This is a genomic window from Streptomyces sp. NPDC056169, from assembly GCF_042268445.1.
GTDB lineage: Bacteria > Actinomycetota > Actinomycetes > Streptomycetales > Streptomycetaceae > Streptomyces.
This window is the reverse complement of sequence record NZ_JBHJUO010000014.1, coordinates 15,504-32,023: the sequence shown is the minus strand read 5'-3', so window position 1 is coordinate 32,023 and position 16,520 is coordinate 15,504. Positions and strand designations below refer to the sequence as shown.

Genomic DNA, 16,520 nt, shown 5'->3' with positions numbered 1-16,520 from the left:
ACGAAGGGACAACGAGATGACTGCTCTCCACGACGAGGTCAGGGTCATCGAGGCGGGCAGGCCGCCGGCGCGCTTCGCCAGGGGCTGGCACTGTCTCGGCCTCGCCGAAGACTTCAAGGACGGAAACCCGCACGAGATCGAGGCCTTCGGCACCAAGCTGGTGGTCTTCCAGGGCGAGGACGACGGACAGCTGCACGTCCTGAACGCCTACTGCCCGCACATGGGCGGCAACCTCGCGCACGGCACCGTCAAGGGCGACGCCGTCGCCTGCCCCTTCCACGACTGGCGCTGGGCCGGCAACGGCCGCTGCGCCGGCATCCCGTACGCCCGCCGCGTCCCGCCCCGCGCCAGGACCCGCTCCTGGACCACACTGGAGCGGAACAAGCAGCTCTTCGTCTGGCACGACCCCGAGGGCAACCCCCCGCCGCCCGAGGTCACCGTCCCCGAGATCGCCGGCATCCACGGACCCGACGCGGACCAGTGGAGCGACTGGACCTGGAAGACCCTCCGGGTCGAGGGCTCCAACTGCCGCGAGATCGTCGACAACGTCGTGGACATGGCGCACTTCTACTACGTCCACTACGCCTTCCCTGAGTACTTCAAGAACGTCTTCGAGGGGCACGTCGCCACCCAGTACATGGAGAGCAGCCCCCGCGGCGACATGGAACTGGGCACCCTCAGCGCCGGCCGCCTGCGCTCCGACGCCTCCTACTACGGCCCCTCCTACATGATCGACCATCTCTACAGCGACGTCGGCGGCGGCGTCGAGATGGAGGTCGTTCTCATCAACTGCCACTACCCCATCGACGCGAACAGCTTCCTGCTCCAATACGGGGCGATCGTCAAGCGGCTCCCCGGGATGACCGGGGAACAGGCCGACGAGGCCGCACGGCTCGCCGCCGAGGGAACGGCCGTCGGCTTCGAGCAGGACGTGGAGATCTGGAAGAACAAGACCCGGATCGACAACCCCCTGCTCACCGAGGAGGACGGCCCGGTCTACCAACTGCGCCGGTGGTACGAGCAGTTCTACGTCGACGTCGCCGACGTCCAGGACGGGATGACCCGCCGCTTCGAGTTCGAGATCGACACCCAGCGCGCCAACAAGGCCTGGCACGCGGAGGTCGAGGAGAACCTGGCCCGCCGCGCGGCGGCGCCGGGGACCGGAGCCTGACGTGCGACCGGTGGAGTGCGCGACCTGCGGCAACCGGGTCCTGTGCGAGAAGTTCAGCCCGGCCCACACCTCCGTGCAGTGGACCGCCGACGCGGCCGTCGTCTGCGCGGAGTTCCGCGACCGGGTGAGCGAGGGCGCGACCAGCGCCCGGATCCGGACCTGCCGGGCGCTGCGGTCCAGCATCGACCGCGCGGTGGCGGACGGAACCCTGGAGGTCGCCGATGCCTGACAGGACCACGGGGACGGCGCGCACCCACCGGCTGCGCGTCGTCCAGGTGATCGCCGAGACCGCCGACGCGCACTCCCTGGTGCTCCAGCCGCCGCCGGAGAGCGCCGGCCGCTTCACGTACCGCCCCGGGCAGTTCCTCACCGTCAAGCTGCCGGGGGCGGACGGGAAGCCGGCCGCCCGCTGCTACTCCCTCGCCGGCTCACCCCACACTGGCGAGCCCCTGAAGATCACCGTCAAACGGGTGGCCGGCGGGCACGGCTCCAACTGGGTGTGCGACCACCTGACGGCGGGGGACGAGCTGGAGGTGCTGCCCCCGGCCGGCACCTTCACCCCCGACTCCCTCGACCACGACCTCCTCCTCGCCGCCGGCGGGAGCGGCATCACCCCGGTGCTCTCCATCGCCAAGTCGGCCCTCGCCGAAGGACAGGGCCGGGTCGTGCTCCTGTACGCCAACCGCGACGAGTCCTCGGTCATCTTCCGCGACGAACTGCGCGAACTGACCGCGCACCACCCCGACCGGTTCCTCGTCGTCCACTGGCTGGAATCGCTCCAGGGCCTGCCCCGAGCGGACCGGCTGGCCGCCGCGCTGGCGCCGTACGCCGACCGCGAGGCCTTCGTCTGCGGCCCGGAACCGCTCATGGACGCCGTCGAGCAGGCGCTGCGCGCGGTCGGCACGCCGGGCCACCGCATCCACCGGGAACGCTTCTTCTCCCTGGGTGGACACGTCTTCGACGCCCCTGCCCAGCCGGACGGCGGCAATACGGCGGACGACGGCGGCAGCACGGCGGAGACGGAGGTGAAGGTAGAGGCGGAGGTGGAGGTGGAGCTCGACGGTGAGACCCGCACCCTTGCCTGGCCTCCGGCCACGCCGCTGCTCGACGCGCTCCTCGCGGCGGGCGTGGACGCCCCGTACTCGTGCCGGGAGGGCGCGTGCAGCGCCTGCACCTGCCGGGTCGTGGCGGGCGAGGTGAAGATGCTCCGCAACGACGTCCTGGACGACGAGGACGTGGCCGAGGGATACGTCCTGGCCTGCCAGGCCCTGCCGCTCACCGACAGGGTCGCGATCACCTACTCCTGACACTCCTTCGTCCCGACGACGTCCCCGGCGGACACCCACAGGTGTCCGCCGGGGACGTCGTCGTCACATCCACTCGCTGAAACGCAGCCAGGTCATCATGTTGTCCATCGACGGCTGCGGGAAGTCGGGAGCGGCCACCGCCCCGGCCGGCTGCGGCTGCTTCTCCGTGAGGCGCCCCGGACCGAACATCGCCTGCCACACGGATCGGGCGCAGCCGCGCACGGCGGGCGCGATGCGTTCCAGCTCGCGGTGGACGCCGTTGCCGGACACCGAGATCGCGGCGATCGCCCGGCCCGCACCGCGCAGCGGCGCCGCCACGCAGAAGACCCCTCGGAACCCCTCCTCGTGGTCGAACGCCACCCCGCGCTCCCGCGCCATCGCCAGCTCGCCCCGGAAGGACTCGGGGCGGGTGATCGTACGCGGCGTGCGCGGCCGCAGCCCGTGCCGGATCACCTGCTCCGTCACGGCGGGGTCGCTGAAGGCCAGGATCGCCTTGCCCGACGCCGTGCAGTACGCCGGCTGGCGCCCGCCCGTCCGCGAGGGCACGCCGGAGTCGTCGGACCCGCCGATCCGCTCCAGATAGACCACCTCGGCGCCGTCGAGCACCGTGAGGTGGACCAGATGGCCCGTGGACTCGTGCAGGGCGTGCAGATGGGGCAGCGCCGCCCGGCGCAGCCGGTTGTGGTGCGAGGCCATCGCACCGAGCTCCAACATGCCCATGCCGAGCCGGTAGTCCCGGCCCTCGCGCTCCAGCCAGCGCAGCTGCACCAGCTGATCGAGAATGCGGTGCGCGGAGGACCGGCGGATGCCGGAACGCTGCACGACCTCGGTCAGAGTGAGTCGGGGCCCCGCGCTCTGGAAGGCGCTCAGCACCTTCGCCGCCTTCTCCAGCAGGGACAGCGGCGGACATTCGGCCTCGACCGCGGGCGTCGTCATCGGCACCTCCCACACGGACGGCAGACAGCCCTGGCCGCGTCCGTAATCTCCGGTATTGCGTGGAGATTGCCAGAGGATTCCGGCGACTGGGAAGAGGGTGTTCCGTCTCGGAACAGTAACGCGTAGTTTCCCTAGCGTCATTCCGTCGCCCCACGGCGGTCTCAGGATCCGAGAGGCACGCACATGCGCGACGACGACGTTCTCGCGGCGGTCCGCGCCCTCGCCCCCGCCCTGCGCGAGCGTGCCGCCGACACCGAGGCCCTGCGCCGCGTGCCCGACTCCACGATCGAGGAGCTCGCCCGGGCCGGCTTCTTCCGGCTTCTCCAGCCCCGGGCCTTCGGCGGCCTCGCCACCGGCCCGGACGTCTTCTACGCCGCGCTGCGGGAGATCGCCCGGGCCTGCGGCTCGACGGGCTGGGCCGCGGCCGTCCTCGGCGTCCACCCCTGGCACGTGGCCCTCTTCGACCCGCGGGCCCAGGACGACGTGTGGGGCGCGGACCCCACCACCCGCGTCTGCTCCTCCCACGCCCCCACCGGCCAGGTCACCCCGGTCGACGGCGGCTTCCGGCTGTCCGGCCGCTGGCACCTCTCGGCAGGCTGCGACCACGCCCGATGGGCTCTCCTCGGCGGTCTCGTCACCGACGCCGAAGGACGGCCGGTCGACATGCGGACCTTCCTGGTGCCGTGCGCCGACTACCGCGTCGACGACGTCTGGGACCCGGTCGGCCTGCGCGGCAGCGGCAGCAACGACATCGTGGTCGAGGACGCCTTCGTCCCCGACCACCGGACCCTCGGCTTCGGCCCGGTGACCGCGCTGCGCGCCCCGGGGCATGAGGCCAACCCCGAGCCGCTGTACCGGCTGCCGTACGCCGCGGTCTTCACCACCGCGATCTCGACCGCCATGGTCGGCATCGCCGAGGGCGCGTACGACGCGTACGTCACGGCGGCCCGGGCGAGCTTCCGTGCCTCCGCCGGCCAGCGGGTCGCCGAGGACCCCTTCGCGCAGGTGCGCGTCGCCCGCGCCGCGAGCGACATCGACGCGAGCCTCCTGCAGTTGAGCCGCAACACGGCCGACCTGTACGCGGTCGCCCGCGACGGACGGGATCCGTCCACGTCCCTGCGCGCACGGGCCCGCCGCGACCAGGTGCTCGCCACCGAACGGGCCATCGCGGCCGTGGACCTGCTGATGGAGAACGCCGGGGGCAGCGCCCTGCGCGGGGGCGACGACGTCCTCCAGCGCGCCTGGCGCGACCTGCACACCGGCCGCGGTCAGGCGGCCAACGACGTGGAACGGGCGCTGGTCCTCTTCGGCCAGGACGCCCTGGGCATCGCGGTCCACGATCCGATGCTCTGACCGCCACTGCCACTGCCACCGCCACCGCCGTCACCGCCACCGATGTCCACGACCGCCACCGCCGCCGTCCACGACGGCCACCGCCGTGGATCACACCCCGTCACCGTCGTATACGACCCCGCCACCGCCGCGTACGGCCCCTCCACCGCGCCGCGTCCGCCGCTCCTTCCCGCTCAGTGGGAGCACCGCATTTCGCCGCGCGACACCGCGTCGTACGGTCCTGGCACTTCCCCCACCACGACCCGAAAGGGGATGCCCCATGGCCGACGACGTCCTGGCAGCGATCCGTGATCTCGCCCCCGCTCTGCGCGAGCGCGCGGCCGAGGCCGAGGCCCTGCGCCGCGTGCCCGACGCGTCCATCAAGGAGATCGAGGACACCGGCTTCTTCCAGCTGCTCCAGCCCAAGGCCTTCGGCGGCCGGGCGGCGGACCCGGTGGTCTTCTACACGGCGGTCAAGGAGATCGCCAAGGCGTGCGGCTCGACCGGCTGGGTCGCCTCCGTGGTCGGCGTCCACCCCTGGCACGTCGCCCTGTACGACCCGCGCGCCCAGCAGGAGGTGTGGGGCGAGGACCCCAGGACCCGTATCGCCTCCTCGTACGCCCCCACCGGCAAGGCGACCGCCGTCGACGGCGGCTTCCGGCTCTCCGGCCGCTGGCACTTCTCCTCCGGCTGCGACCACGTCCAATGGGCCCTGCTCGGCTGCCTCGTCCCCGACGCCGACGGCAACCCGGTGGACATGCGCACCTTCCTGATCCCCCGCTCCGACTACCGCGTGGACGACGTGTGGGACACCGTCGGCCTGCGCGGCAGCGGCAGCAACGACGTCGTCGTCGAGGACGTCTTCGTCCCCGACCACCGCGCCCTGAGCTTCGGACCGGTCACCGCCCTGAAGGTGCCCGGCCACGAGCTCAACCAGGAACCGCTGTACCGCCTGCCGTACGCCGGCGTGTTCACCACCACCATCACCACCCCGATCGTCGGCATCGCCGAGGGCGCCTACGACTCGTACACCGAGGCCACCCGGCAGCGGTTCCGCGTCTCCTACGGCCAGAAGGTCGCCGAGGACCCCTTCGCGCAGGTCCGCATCGCCCGCGCCGCGAGCGACATCGACGCGAGCTGGCTGCAGATCACCCGCAACATCGGCGACATGTACGCGCTCGCGCAGCGCGGCGAGGAACTCCCGATGGAGCTCCGCACCCGTACCCGCCGGGACCAGGTCCTCGCCACCGAACGCTGCGTCGCGGCGGTCGACCTCCTGATGGAGAACGCCGGCGGCAACGCCATGCGCACCGGCCCCGGCCCGGTCCAGCGCGCCTGGCGCGACGCCCACACCGGCCGCGGCCACGCGGCCAACGACCCCGAGCGGGCCCTCGTCATGTACGGGCAGTGCGCGCTCGGCATCGACATCCACGACACCATGGCCTGAGAGGCGCCCCCGATGGCAGCGGCAGAACTCACCCACGCGTCGACGTCCCGCACCGCCAAGGCGGCGGGACTCACCCTCCACTTCCACGAGGCCGGACCCGCGGGACCGCACCCGGCACCCGTCGTGATCATGCTGCACGGCGGCGGCCCCGGCGCCTCCGGCTGGAGCAACTTCGGCCGCAACCTCCCGGTCTTCGCCGAGCACTTCCGTACGATCCTCGTCGACCAGCCCTGCTACGGCCGCTCGGACAAGCCCGTACTCGACAAGGACTACTTCAGCTACAGCGCCGCCGCCGTCGCCGCGCTGATGGACGAACTGGGCATCGAGCGGGCGCACTTCGTCGGGAACTCGCTCGGCGGCGGCACCGCCGTCCGCATCGCCCTGAACCACCCGGACAAGGTCGCCAAGCTCCTTCTGATGGGCCCCGGCGGCGTCTCCGTCAACCTCTTCGCCCCCGACCCGACCGAGGGCATCAAGCGCCTCTTCGAGTTCAGCGCCTCCCCGGAGCCGACGAAGGAACAACTCCGCGCCTTCCTCGGCGTCATGGCCTACGACCGGTCGATCGTCACCGACGAACTCGTCGAGGAACGCTGGGCCTCGGCGAACGATCCCGACACCAGGCTCGGCAATGCCCGGATGGGCGCCTCGTTCGCCAACCCCGCCTGGGCCGAGGACACGATGCTCTGGCGCGAGGCCCACCGGATCACCCAGCCGGTGCTCCTCACCTGGGGACGCGAGGACCGCGTCAACCCCCTCGACGGCGCGCTCGTCGCCCTCAAGACCATCCCCGACGCCCGCCTGCACGTCTTCCCGCACTGCGGCCACTGGGCCCAGGCCGAGCAGGCCGACGAGTTCAACCGACTCGCCCTCGACTTCTTCTCCCACTGACACCACGAACGGAAGAGGAACACCACCATGGACATCCGTGCTCTCGGATACCTGCGCCTGGAGACCACCGACCTCGACGCGTGGCGCCGCTACGCGCTCGACGTCCTCGGCATGGTGCAGGCGGCCGGCACCACCGACGACACCCTCCTCCTGCGCGTCGACGACCGCGCCTACCGCATCGCCGTCCAGGCCGGCGACGGCGACCGGCTGCTCGCGGCCGGCTGGGAGGTGGCCAACGCCGCCGCGCTCGCCGGGGCGGCCGCCGCACTGGAGGCGGCCGGCGTCGCCGTCAAGGCCGCCGACGACGCCGAGCTCGCCGAGCGCCGCGTCCAGGGCCTGATCCACCTGACCGACCCCTGCGGCAACCCGCTGGAGATCTACTGGGGCCAGGCCCAGGACCACACCCCGCTCGGCACCCCGTACGGCAACCGCTTCGTCACCGGCGACCTCGGCCTCGGCCACGTCGTGCTCCCGGTCCCGGACATCGAGGCCGCCCTCGACTTCTACGAGAACCTCCTCGGCTTCCAGCTGCGCGACTCCATGAAGCTCCCGCCGCAGGCCGTCCCGACCGCCGCCGAGCAGCGGGACTTCCACTGGATGCACTTCCTGAGCCCCAACAGCCGCCACCACAGCCTCGGCCTCTACCCCGGCGCCCTGCCGCCCGGCATCGTGCACTTCATGGTGGAGCTGGAGACCCTCGACGACGTGGGCCGCGGCCTGGACCGCACCAAGGCCGCCGGCATCCCCATCGCCTCCAGCCTCGGCCGCCACACCAACGACCGCATGGTGTCGTTCTACGCCCAGGCCCCCGGCGGCTTCCAGGTCGAGTACGGCTGGGACGGCCTGATCGTCGACCCCGCCACCTGGGTCGCCAAGGAGATCACCGCCGACAGCTTCTGGGGCCACCAGTGGAACGGCTGATCGACCCCGCCGACTTCCGGGACGTCCTCGGCCGCTTCGCCAGCGGCATCACGGTCGTGGCGGCACTCGACGGAGGCGAACCCGCCGGCTTCGCCTGCCAGTCCTTCGCCTCGCTCTCCCTCGACCCCCCGCTGGTCATGCTCGCCGTCGGCAACTCCTCAACGAGCTGGCCGAGGATCGAACGGGCGGGCCGGTTCTGCGTCAACATCCTCGCCGAGGAGCAGCGGGACACCTGCGCCGCGCTCGGCCGCAGCGGCGCCGACAAGTTCGCGGACGTGCCCTGGAACGTCAGCGAACACGGGACCGTCCGCATCGACGGAGCCCTCGCCTACGTCGAGTGCGAGCTGCACTCCGTCCACGAGGCCGGTGACCACTCCCTGGTCACCGCCCAGGTGGTAGCGCTCGACGCCCGCGAGGACGGCCGGCCGCTGCTGTTCTTCCGCAGCCGCTACGCCGTCGGGGCGTTCTGATGCCCCTCGACGTCGAGAAGGCGACGTCCGCGCAGCCCGTGCGCACGGACGTCGTCTGGGACGCGCGCGACGTGCGGCTGTACCACCTGGCGCTCGGCGCGGGCGTCCCCGAGACCGACCCGCGCGAGCTGCGCTACGTCTTCGAGGGACACGAACGGGGGCTCCAGGTGCTGCCCACGTTCGGAGTGGTCGCGGGCGGCACGGGAGGCGTCGGACTCCAGGTCTTCGACCTGCCGGGCGTCGACATCGACCTGGCGGGCGTCCTGCACGGCGGCCAGGAGATCACCGCCCGCCGCGCGGGCCACGACCGGCCCGTCCTGCACGGCCTCTGCCCCTTCGGAATGGCGGTCAAGGCCGTCACCGACCGCCTCCTCGGCGCCGACGCGAGCGCCGTGGCCGGCTGCCGCACCCGCTTCGCCGGCGTGTTCCACCCGGGGGAGACGCTGCGGCTGCGCGTCTGGGACACGGCCGACGGCTACCGGCTCACGGCCACCGCCGCGGAACGCGACGACGCGCCGGTCCGCACCGACGCCCGTATCACCCCCCGCTGACCAGGGAGAGCCCGATGACGAGGGAGAACCCGATGAACGACACCTGGGACCACACCTACGACGTGGTCGTGGTCGGCTCCGGCTCCGCCGGGATGGCCGCCGCGATCACCGCCCGGCTGCGCGGGCTGACCGTCCTCGTGGTGGAGAAGACCGACGTGTACGGCGGCTCGACCGCCCTGTCCGGCGGCGCCATCTGGGTGCCGAACAACTTCCACCTGGACGCCGCCGGGCTCGGCGACACCCCCGAGAAGGCCCGCGCCTACCTGGACGCCACCGTCGGCGACCGCGTACCCGCCGCCCGCAAGGACGCCTACGTCGCCCACGGACCCCGGATGGTAAGGGAGTTCCACGACCGCACCGCCGTCAGGTTCGTCTACACCCCCGGCTACTCCGACTACTACCCGGAGCGCCTCGGCGGCTACCCGCAGGGCCGCTCCATCGAACCCCGCATCTTCGACTTCAAGAAGCTCGGACCGGAACAGCGCGCCACCATGCGCAGGGCCGGCCTGCCCACGTACGGCCTCACCATCACCTCCAAGGACTTCCGTGGGCTCAACATGGCCGGCCGCACCTGGGCCGGCCGGCGGACCGCCGCCCGCGTCGGCGGCCGGGCCGTCAAGGCCCTGCTCACCGGGCAGCGGCTGCTCTCCCTCGGCGAGGCGCTGATCGCCCGCATGCGGCACTCCCTGGACACCCTCGGCGGCGAGCTCTGGCTCGCCACGCCGCTGACCGGCCTGGTCGAGGAGGACGGCCGCGTCACCGGCGTCCGCGTCGTCCGAGGCGGCCGCGACCTCACGGTCCGGGCGACCGGCGGCGTCGTCCTCGCCTCCGGCGGCTTCTCGCACGACCAGAACCTGCGCGAGAAGCACCTCCCGGCACCCACCTCCAGCGCGTGGAGCGCCGCCGCCGACGGACAGACCGGCGACGCCCTGGAACCGGCCACGGCGCTCGGCGCCGGGACCGACCTGATGGACAAGGTGTGGGGCGCGCCGTCGGTCGTGGTGCCCGAGGGCAAGCCGTTCTTCCTCGTCGCCGACCGGGGCGTCCCCGGCATGGTCATCGTCGACGGAGCGGGGGACCGCTACGCCAACGAGGCCGCGCCCTACCACGAGTTCGTCGACGCCATGTACGCCCACGACAAGCCCGGCGCGAGCACCGTCCCGTCCTGGCTCATCCTCGACGCCACGGCCAGGTCCCGCTACCTCTTCATGGGCCTGCTCCCCGGCCAACCCTTCCCCAAGCCGTGGCTGGAGAGCGGATTCGTCAAGAAGGCCGCCACCGTGGAGGAACTGGCCGCACGGATCGGCGTCGCCCCCGAGCGGCTGCGCGCCACCGTGGACCGCTTCAACGGCTTCGCCCGCGCCGGCCGCGACGAGGACTTCCACCGCGGCGACAGCGTCTACGACCGCTACTACGGCGACCCGACGCTCCCCAACCCCAACCTGGCGCCCCTGGAGAAGGGGCCCTTCCACGCGATCCCCGTGCACCCCGGCGACATCGGCACCAAGGGCGGCCTCGTCACCGACGCGACGGCCCGCGTCCTCCGGGAGGACGGAACACCGATCGCCGGCCTGTACGCCTCCGGCAACGTCTCGGCGGCGGTCATGGGCGAGACCTACCCGGGGCCCGGCGCGACCATCGGCCCCGCCATGACCTTCAGCTGGCTCGCCGTCAACGACATCGCCGGCCCCCGCGCGGACGAGGAGAGCCGCTGATGGCCGTCGACCTCACCGGAAAGGTCGCGCTCGTCACCGGCGCGGCCCGCGGCATGGGCGAGGCCGAGGCCCGCCTCTTCGTCGCCCTCGGGGCGCGCGTCGTCCTCACCGACGTACGCGAGGCCGAGGGCGAGGCGACCGCCGCCTCCCTCGGCGCCGCCGCCCGCTTCGTACGCCACGACGTCACCGACGAGCACTCCTGGGCCGCCGCCGTGGCCACCGCCGTCGACACCTTCGGCCGGCTCGACGTCCTCGTCAACAACGCCGCGATCTACTCCACCTCACCCATCGTCGACGAGGACCCGGCCCGCCTGGAGGCGCTCCTCCGGGTCAACCTCATCGGCCCGTTCCTCGGCATCCGCGCCGCGGCCGGGGCGATGCGGGCGAGCGGCGGCGGGTCCGTCGTCAACATCTCCTCGCAGGCCGGCCTCCAGGGCATCTGGGGACACGGCGCGTACGGCGCCGCGAAATGGGGGCTGCGCGGCCTGACCAAGACCGCCGCGCTCGAACTCGGCGCCGACGGCATCCGCGTCAACTCCGTCCACCCCGGGGCCATCGCCACCGCGATGACCGCCCACCTCGGCACCACGGCCCACCCGGCCGCGCCGCTCGGCCGCGTGGGGGAGCCCGACGAGGTCGCGCACCTCGTCGCCTTCCTCGCCTCCGACGACGCCTCCTACCTCTCCGGCGCCGAACTCGCCGTGGACGGCGGGGCGTCGGCCGGCCGGATGCCCGCCCTGCCCCCGAAGGGAGCGAACGAATGACCCGCCCCGCCCCCGAGGTCCAGGCGTTCATCGACCTCGCCGCCGCCCACTTCCCGCCCCTGGGCACGGAGATGACGGACGTCACCGAGGTACGGGCCTTCCTCGCCGCCCGGCAGAAGCCCGCCGTCACCCCGCTCCCCGTCGCCCACGTCGAGGACCGGGACGCCGACGGCGTGCCCGTACGCGTCTACGACCCGGCCGCCCAGGAGAACGCCCCCGTCGTCCTGTTCTGCCACGGCGGCGGCTTCACCCTCTGCGACCTCGAAAGCCACGACGGCTTCTGCCGCGCCCTCGCCCTCGGTACGGGCGCCACCGTCGTCGCGGTGGACTACCGCCGCGCCCCCGAGCACCCCTTCCCCGCCGCCCCCGAAGACGCCTACACGGCGCTCCTGTGGGCGGCGAGGACGCTCCCCGGCCGCCGCATCGCCGTCGCGGGGGACAGCGCCGGCGCCAACCTCGCCACCGTCCTCACCCTCCTCGCCCGCGACCGGGGCGGCCCCCGCATCGCCTGCCAGGCGCTCTACTACCCGATGCTCGACCCCACCCGCTCCCGGCCGTCGCACCGCGAGAACGGCCAGGGGTACTTCCTCACCTCCGACCACCTGCGCTGGTATTGGGACGCCTACCTGCCGGAGCCCGCCGACCGGACCGCCCCCTACGCCGCCCCGCTGGCCGGCGCCGACCTGTCCGGGCTCCCGCCCGCCCACCTCGTCACCGCCGGCTTCGACCCCCTGCGGGACGACGGCCTCGCGTACGCCGCGGCCCTCACCGCCGCCGGCGTCGCCGTGGAGGCCCACCACTACGCCGGGATGTTCCACGGCTTCCTCTCCATGTCCGCCGAGGCCCTGCCGGAAGCCGCCGAGGCCCGCGCGACCGCGTTCGGCGTCCTGCGCACGGCACTCGCCCCGCACTGACACGCACCACCGCGCCCGCGCACGCCCGATGCCCCCGCCCCCTCCTGGTCCGGAGGGGGCGGGGGCATCAGGCCGTGTCCGCGCGGGTCAGCCCGTGAGCAGGTCGAGCCGTGTCCGCGCGGGTCAGCCCGTGAGCAGGTCGAACCCCTTGTACCCCGAGTCCGCCACGTCCGCGATGATGTCCCCGTACACCCCGAACCCCCCGATGAACGGCATGAACACCCGGGGCTTCCCGGGGATGTTGGCCCCCAGGTACCAGGAGTTCGCCGCCGGGAACAGCGTGGCGTCCGCCCGGTCGCGGCACTGCGCGACCCACTCCTCGACGGCCTCCGGGCTCGCCTCGATCCCCCGGTAGCCGTACGCGTCGAGGTGGCGCAGACAGTCGATGAGCCAGTCACCGTGCTGCTCGGCGCACAGCACCACGTTCGCCATGACGGACGGGCTGCCGGGACCGGTGAGGTTGAACAGGTTCGGGAAGCCGTCGACCCCCAGGCCCAGATAGGTGCGGGGACCCCCGCTCCACACGTCCCTCAGCCTCCGGCCGCCGCGCCCCCGGATGTCGATCCGGTCGAGCGCGCCGGTCATCGCGTCGAAGCCGGTCGCGAACACGATCGCGTCCAGCTCCACCCGCGTGCCGTCGGTCAGGACGATCCCGCCGCCGTCGACCCGGTCGATCGCGTTCTCGCGCAGGCTCACGAGGCGCACGTCGTCGCGGTTGAACGTCTCGTAGTAGTGCGAGTCAGTGACGATCCGCTTCGTGCCGATCGGGTGGTCGGTGGGGACCAGCAGGTCGGCGGAGTCCGGGTCGTCGACGAGCGCGCGGACCTTCTCCTCCCAGAACACGCGCGCCGCGTCGTTGGCCGCCCGGTCCGTGAGCTGGTCGGGGAACGTCTTGGAGTACAGGACCCCGCCCAGCTCCCAGCGCTTCTCGAACGCGGCCCGCCGCTCCTCCTCCGACACCTCGAACGTCCCGGACGGGTGCGCCGCGTGGGGCGAGCCGCCGCCGCTGAGCCGGGAGAGCCGCCGCCGCTCGGCGTACCCCGCCTTCTGCCGCCGGCGCGTCTCCTCGTCCAGCGGCGCGTTCCCGGCCGGCATGCTGTAGTTGGCGCTGCGCTGGAAGACCGTCAGATGCGCCGCCTGCTCGGCGATCAGCGGGATGGCCTGGATGCCGGAGGAGCCTGTGCCGATCACGCCGACGCGCAGACCGGTGAGGTCCGCGCCCTCGTGCGGCCAGGCGCCCGTGTGGTAGGTGGCGCCGCCGAACTCCGCGATCCCCGGGATGTCCGGTACGTGCGTGCTGGAGAGGCAGCCGACGGCGTACACGCAGAACCGCGCCGAGACCACCTCCCCGCCGTCCGTGCGCACCGTCCAGCGCAGCGCCCTCTCGTCCAGCTCGGCCGAGAGGACCGACGTGGAGAAGGTGTAACTGCGGCGCAGGTCGAACCGGTCGGCGACATGGCGCAGATAGCGCATGATCTCCGGCTGCGTGGCGTACTTCTCGCTCCAGTCCCACTCCTGCTGGAGGTCCTCGTCGAAGGAGTACGAGTAGTCCACGGACTCCACGTCGCAGCGGGCGCCCGGGTAGCGGTTCCAGTACCAGACGCCGCCCACGTCGTCCCCGCGCTCGAAGCCCCGCACGCGGTAGCCGAGGCCTCGCAGCTTGTGGACGGCGTACAGGCCGGTGACGCCTGCCCCGACGACCACGATGTCGACGGAGTCGGTGATGCTGTCGTTCACGTTTCGTACTCTCCTCATCCGGTGGTGGTGGTGCGGCGGCGCAGAGCGGCCTTGTCGACCTTTCCGGCGGCGTTGTGCGGGAGCGCCGCCACGGAGTGGAAGGCACGCGGCGCCTTGAAGTTGGCCAGCCGCTCCCGCGTGTAGGCGGAAAGGTCCGCCGCGTCGATCAGGGTCCCCGCCGCCGGCACGCAGTACGCGACGCCGACCTCCCCGAGCCGCCCGTCCGGCGCGCCCACGACCGCCGCGTCCAGGACGTCCGGATGGCCGCGCAGCACCTGCTCCACCTCGGCCGGGTACACGTTGAACCCGCCGACCACGAACATGTCCTTGAGCCGGTCGGTGATCCGCAGGAACCCGCGCTCGTCGAGGACGCCGACGTCCCCGGTGTGCAGCCAGCCGTCCGCGTCGACCGCCTCGGCGGTGGCCTCGGGGTCGTCGAGGTAGCCGTGCATGACGTGATCGCCGCGCGTGAGGATCTCGCCGGGCTCCCCGGGCGGCGCGTCGATCCGCAGCTCGGTGCCCTCCAGGGCCGTTCCGGAGGTACCCGCCAGGGCCTCGGGGGACTCGTGCGGCCGGCAGATCGCGACCACGCCCGTCGCCTCCGTCAGCCCGTACGCGGTGCTGATGTTCCGCGCGCCGATGTCCGTCCTGATCCGCTCGATGAGCGCGGTGGGGATGTTCGCCGCCCCCGTGACGGCCATCCGCATCGACGACAGGTCGTACGCCGCGCGCCGCGGGTGGTGGACCAGCGAGGTGAAGACGGTGGGCGCGCCGGTGAGGACGGAGATCCGCTCGTCCCGCATCCGGCCGAGGACGGTCTCCGCGTCGAAGACCCGCTCGGGGACGATCGTCGCCCCGTGCAACAGGCAGGCGAGCACACCCGCCTTGTAGCCGAAGGTGTGGAAGAACGGGTTCACGAGAAGGTAGCGGTCGCCGCGCCGGAGCGTGACCGCGCGCGCCCACGCGTCGTACACGCGCAGGTTCTGCGCGTGGGTGGCGGGGACGCCCTTGGGCCGGCCGGTGGTCCCGGACGTGAAGAGGACGTCGGCGGTGTCCCCGGGCCGGACGGCGGCGCTCCGGGCCAGCCGCTCCTCCCCGGTCACCCGGTCCGCGCCCACCAGGAACCCGTCCCATTCCGCGGAGTGCAGGGCCACGGTCCTGTCGAGCAGCGGGAGTTCCTCTCCCGACTCCGCGAGCACGGCCCGGTAGTCCGTCCCGAGGAAGTCGTCCTCGGTGAAGAGGAGCCGGGCGCGGGACCGGCGCAGGATGTCGGCGGCCTCGGCCGCCTTGTAGCGGGTGTTCACCGGGACGAGCACTCCGCCCGCCGCCACCGCGCCCAGCGCGGCCACCACCCAGCGGGCGCTGTTGGGCGCCCACACGGCGACCGGGTCGCCCGGCCGCACCCCCTGGGCGATCACCGCGCGTGCCACCCGGTCGACCCGGTCCCGCAGCTCCGCGAACGACCACCGGTCCTCGCCGAAGACGAGGGCCTCCTCGCCCCCGTATCTCTCCGCGGCCCGGTCCGCGAGCCGGGCGACCGTCTGCGCGCCTGTCATGATCCGTCACGTCCTCCCTGCCGCCCCGCCCCTCGTCGGGGCCGGGGCCCGGAACCACAGCGGACCGGAGCCTGGCAGGGAGAGGCGGCCCGGCGCAGCAGCCAGTTCCCGCTCACCGGGAAGGTGCCGGAGGTTCTTCACCTCCGGCGCCCGCCGGTGCCGGGAAGGGCTCGGCGCGAGAGGCTCACCGCGAGGGGCTCGGCGGGAGGCGGATCCCTCAGACCGTGGCCAGCAGCGCCGCGATCGCGTCGAACCCGCGGCGCCGGGCATGCCGCAGGGGCGTGACGCCGTCCGCGTCGGCGAGTTCCCGGTCGGCACCGGCGGCGAGGAGGAGCTCGACGACCTCCTGGTGCGGGCGACCGCCGTCCCCGAGGATCACGGCCTCCAGCAGGGCCGTCCAGCCGAGGTCGTTGACGTGGTCCACGTCGATGTCGGTCTCCCGCAGCACCGCCCGCACATAGGCGACGTGACCACGCTCGCTCGCGGGGATCAGCGAGACCCCGCCGAAACGATTGCGCACCGCCGGATCCGGGCCCCCGGGAAGCAGGGCGCGCATCATCGCGACGCTTCCGGTCACGCCGGTCACGAGCCACGCGCTGTCGTGACGGCGGTCCTGGGCGTTCGGATCGGCCCCGGCCGCGACCAGCACACGGGCCGCCTCGACATGACTCCCGAGCGCGGCGAGCAGCAGCGGGGAACGCAGTTCCTCGTCCCGGGCCTCCACCCGGGCCCCCGCGTCCAGGGCGGCGCGCACCTCCCCGGCGTCGCCCCGGCGGGCGGCAGCCAGGAGGCGGCGGTCGTGGTCACCCAT

16 protein-coding genes are annotated in these 16,520 nt (G+C 73.1%); 12 read left to right on the top strand and 4 right to left on the bottom strand.

What is annotated here, in order from left to right:
• The first annotated feature begins 16 nt into the window (after positions 1-16).
• From ACFC0G_RS23570 to ACFC0G_RS23560, 3 genes are read left to right on the top strand one after another with little or no spacing between them, the layout of a single operon-like run.
• Positions 17-1,171, top strand: coding sequence for a Rieske 2Fe-2S domain-containing protein (locus tag ACFC0G_RS23570; RefSeq protein ID WP_376406324.1), 1,155 nt, complete (start codon positions 17-19; stop codon positions 1,169-1,171).
• Position 1,172: 1 nt separating this feature from the next.
• A complete protein-coding gene (locus tag ACFC0G_RS23565) occupies positions 1,173-1,400 on the top strand; it encodes a hypothetical protein (protein WP_376406322.1) in 228 nt (75 codons plus the stop codon).
• The gene (locus ACFC0G_RS23560) at positions 1,393-2,478 is read left to right on the top strand and encodes a 2Fe-2S iron-sulfur cluster-binding protein (protein WP_376406320.1); all 1,086 of its coding nucleotides are present in this window, start codon (positions 1,393-1,395) and stop codon (positions 2,476-2,478) included. Before ACFC0G_RS23565 ends, ACFC0G_RS23560 begins: the two co-directional genes overlap by 8 nt.
• A 63-nt stretch (positions 2,479-2,541) precedes the next feature.
• Here ACFC0G_RS23560 and ACFC0G_RS23555 read toward each other — a convergent pair whose 3' ends face one another.
• Positions 2,542-3,414 carry an IclR family transcriptional regulator gene (locus ACFC0G_RS23555; RefSeq protein ID WP_376406318.1) on the bottom strand — a complete coding sequence of 291 codons (873 nt, stop codon included), beginning with the start codon at positions 3,412-3,414 and terminating at the stop codon, positions 2,542-2,544.
• Positions 3,415-3,597: 183 nt separating this feature from the next.
• Here ACFC0G_RS23555 and hsaA (ACFC0G_RS23550) point away from each other — a divergent pair, with 183 nt between their 5' ends.
• From hsaA (ACFC0G_RS23550) to ACFC0G_RS23510, 9 genes are all read left to right on the top strand, one after another.
• Positions 3,598-4,767, top strand: a complete 1,170-nt coding sequence (gene hsaA / locus ACFC0G_RS23550; protein ID WP_376406315.1) for a 3-hydroxy-9,10-secoandrosta-1,3,5(10)-triene-9,17-dione monooxygenase oxygenase subunit — start codon at positions 3,598-3,600, stop codon at positions 4,765-4,767.
• A gap of 259 nt (positions 4,768-5,026) precedes the next feature.
• Positions 5,027-6,193 carry a 3-hydroxy-9,10-secoandrosta-1,3,5(10)-triene-9,17-dione monooxygenase oxygenase subunit gene (gene hsaA / locus ACFC0G_RS23545; RefSeq protein ID WP_376406313.1) on the top strand — a complete coding sequence of 389 codons (1,167 nt, stop codon included), beginning with the start codon at positions 5,027-5,029 and terminating at the stop codon, positions 6,191-6,193.
• Between the two features lie 12 nt (positions 6,194-6,205).
• Positions 6,206-7,081, top strand: a complete 876-nt coding sequence (hsaD, locus tag ACFC0G_RS23540) for a 4,5:9,10-diseco-3-hydroxy-5,9,17-trioxoandrosta-1(10),2-diene-4-oate hydrolase (RefSeq protein ID WP_376406311.1) — start codon at positions 6,206-6,208, stop codon at positions 7,079-7,081.
• Between the two features lie 27 nt (positions 7,082-7,108).
• On the top strand, positions 7,109-8,002 hold the full coding sequence (locus tag ACFC0G_RS23535; RefSeq protein ID WP_376406309.1) for a VOC family protein: 894 nt from the start codon (positions 7,109-7,111) through the stop codon (positions 8,000-8,002).
• Positions 7,990-8,472, top strand: coding sequence for a flavin reductase family protein (locus ACFC0G_RS23530; protein ID WP_376406307.1), 483 nt, complete (start codon positions 7,990-7,992; stop codon positions 8,470-8,472). The genes ACFC0G_RS23535 and ACFC0G_RS23530 overlap by 13 nt, the downstream gene beginning before the upstream one ends.
• Positions 8,472-9,023: a MaoC/PaaZ C-terminal domain-containing protein gene (locus ACFC0G_RS23525; RefSeq protein WP_376406305.1), complete on the top strand. Its 552-nt coding sequence runs from the start codon at positions 8,472-8,474 to the stop codon at positions 9,021-9,023. Before ACFC0G_RS23530 ends, ACFC0G_RS23525 begins: the two co-directional genes overlap by 1 nt.
• Positions 9,024-9,037: 14 nt before the next feature.
• A complete protein-coding gene (locus ACFC0G_RS23520; protein ID WP_376406303.1) occupies positions 9,038-10,738 on the top strand; it encodes an FAD-dependent oxidoreductase in 1,701 nt (566 codons plus the stop codon).
• A complete protein-coding gene (locus ACFC0G_RS23515; protein WP_376406301.1) occupies positions 10,738-11,502 on the top strand; it encodes a glucose 1-dehydrogenase in 765 nt (254 codons plus the stop codon). The genes ACFC0G_RS23520 and ACFC0G_RS23515 overlap by 1 nt, the downstream gene beginning before the upstream one ends.
• Positions 11,499-12,416, top strand: a complete 918-nt coding sequence (locus ACFC0G_RS23510; protein WP_376406299.1) for an alpha/beta hydrolase — start codon at positions 11,499-11,501, stop codon at positions 12,414-12,416. Before ACFC0G_RS23515 ends, ACFC0G_RS23510 begins: the two co-directional genes overlap by 4 nt.
• Before the next feature lie 123 nt (positions 12,417-12,539).
• Here the strand turns inward: ACFC0G_RS23510 and ACFC0G_RS23505 are convergent, their stop codons facing one another.
• The 3 genes from ACFC0G_RS23505 to ACFC0G_RS23495 all read right to left on the bottom strand — a co-directional run bounded on the left by ACFC0G_RS23505 (position 12,540) and on the right by ACFC0G_RS23495 (position 16,520).
• A complete protein-coding gene (locus tag ACFC0G_RS23505; RefSeq protein ID WP_376406297.1) occupies positions 12,540-14,153 on the bottom strand; it encodes a flavin-containing monooxygenase in 1,614 nt (537 codons plus the stop codon).
• 14 nt (positions 14,154-14,167) lie between these two features.
• A complete protein-coding gene (locus tag ACFC0G_RS23500) occupies positions 14,168-15,709 on the bottom strand; it encodes a FadD3 family acyl-CoA ligase (RefSeq protein WP_376406295.1) in 1,542 nt (513 codons plus the stop codon).
• Positions 15,710-15,926: 217 nt separating this feature from the next.
• Positions 15,927-16,520, bottom strand: coding sequence for an ankyrin repeat domain-containing protein (locus ACFC0G_RS23495; protein ID WP_376406293.1), 594 nt, complete (start codon positions 16,518-16,520; stop codon positions 15,927-15,929).

Bases quoted from the DNA above. Each gene is read 5' to 3' on its own strand.
- ACFC0G_RS23570 (WP_376406324.1), top strand. From the start codon at position 17: ATGACTGCTCTCCACGACGAGGTCAGGGTCATCGAGGCGGGCAGGCCG.
- ACFC0G_RS23560 (WP_376406320.1), top strand. From the start codon at position 1,393: ATGCCTGACAGGACCACGGGGACGGCGCGCACCCACCGGCTGCGCGTC.
- ACFC0G_RS23555 (WP_376406318.1), bottom strand. From the start codon at position 3,414: ATGACGACGCCCGCGGTCGAGGCCGAATGTCCGCCGCTGTCCCTGCTG.
- hsaA (WP_376406315.1), top strand. From the start codon at position 3,598: ATGCGCGACGACGACGTTCTCGCGGCGGTCCGCGCCCTCGCCCCCGCC.
- hsaA (WP_376406313.1), top strand. From the start codon at position 5,027: ATGGCCGACGACGTCCTGGCAGCGATCCGTGATCTCGCCCCCGCTCTG.
- hsaD (WP_376406311.1), top strand. From the start codon at position 6,206: ATGGCAGCGGCAGAACTCACCCACGCGTCGACGTCCCGCACCGCCAAG.
- ACFC0G_RS23535 (WP_376406309.1), top strand. From the start codon at position 7,109: ATGGACATCCGTGCTCTCGGATACCTGCGCCTGGAGACCACCGACCTC.
- ACFC0G_RS23525 (WP_376406305.1), top strand. From the start codon at position 8,472: ATGCCCCTCGACGTCGAGAAGGCGACGTCCGCGCAGCCCGTGCGCACG.
- ACFC0G_RS23520 (WP_376406303.1), top strand. From the start codon at position 9,038: ATGACGAGGGAGAACCCGATGAACGACACCTGGGACCACACCTACGAC.
- ACFC0G_RS23515 (WP_376406301.1), top strand. From the start codon at position 10,738: ATGGCCGTCGACCTCACCGGAAAGGTCGCGCTCGTCACCGGCGCGGCC.
- ACFC0G_RS23510 (WP_376406299.1), top strand. From the start codon at position 11,499: ATGACCCGCCCCGCCCCCGAGGTCCAGGCGTTCATCGACCTCGCCGCC.
- ACFC0G_RS23500 (WP_376406295.1), bottom strand. From the start codon at position 15,709: ATGACAGGCGCGCAGACGGTCGCCCGGCTCGCGGACCGGGCCGCGGAG.
- ACFC0G_RS23495 (WP_376406293.1), bottom strand. From the start codon at position 16,520: ATGGGTGACCACGACCGCCGCCTCCTGGCTGCCGCCCGCCGGGGCGAC.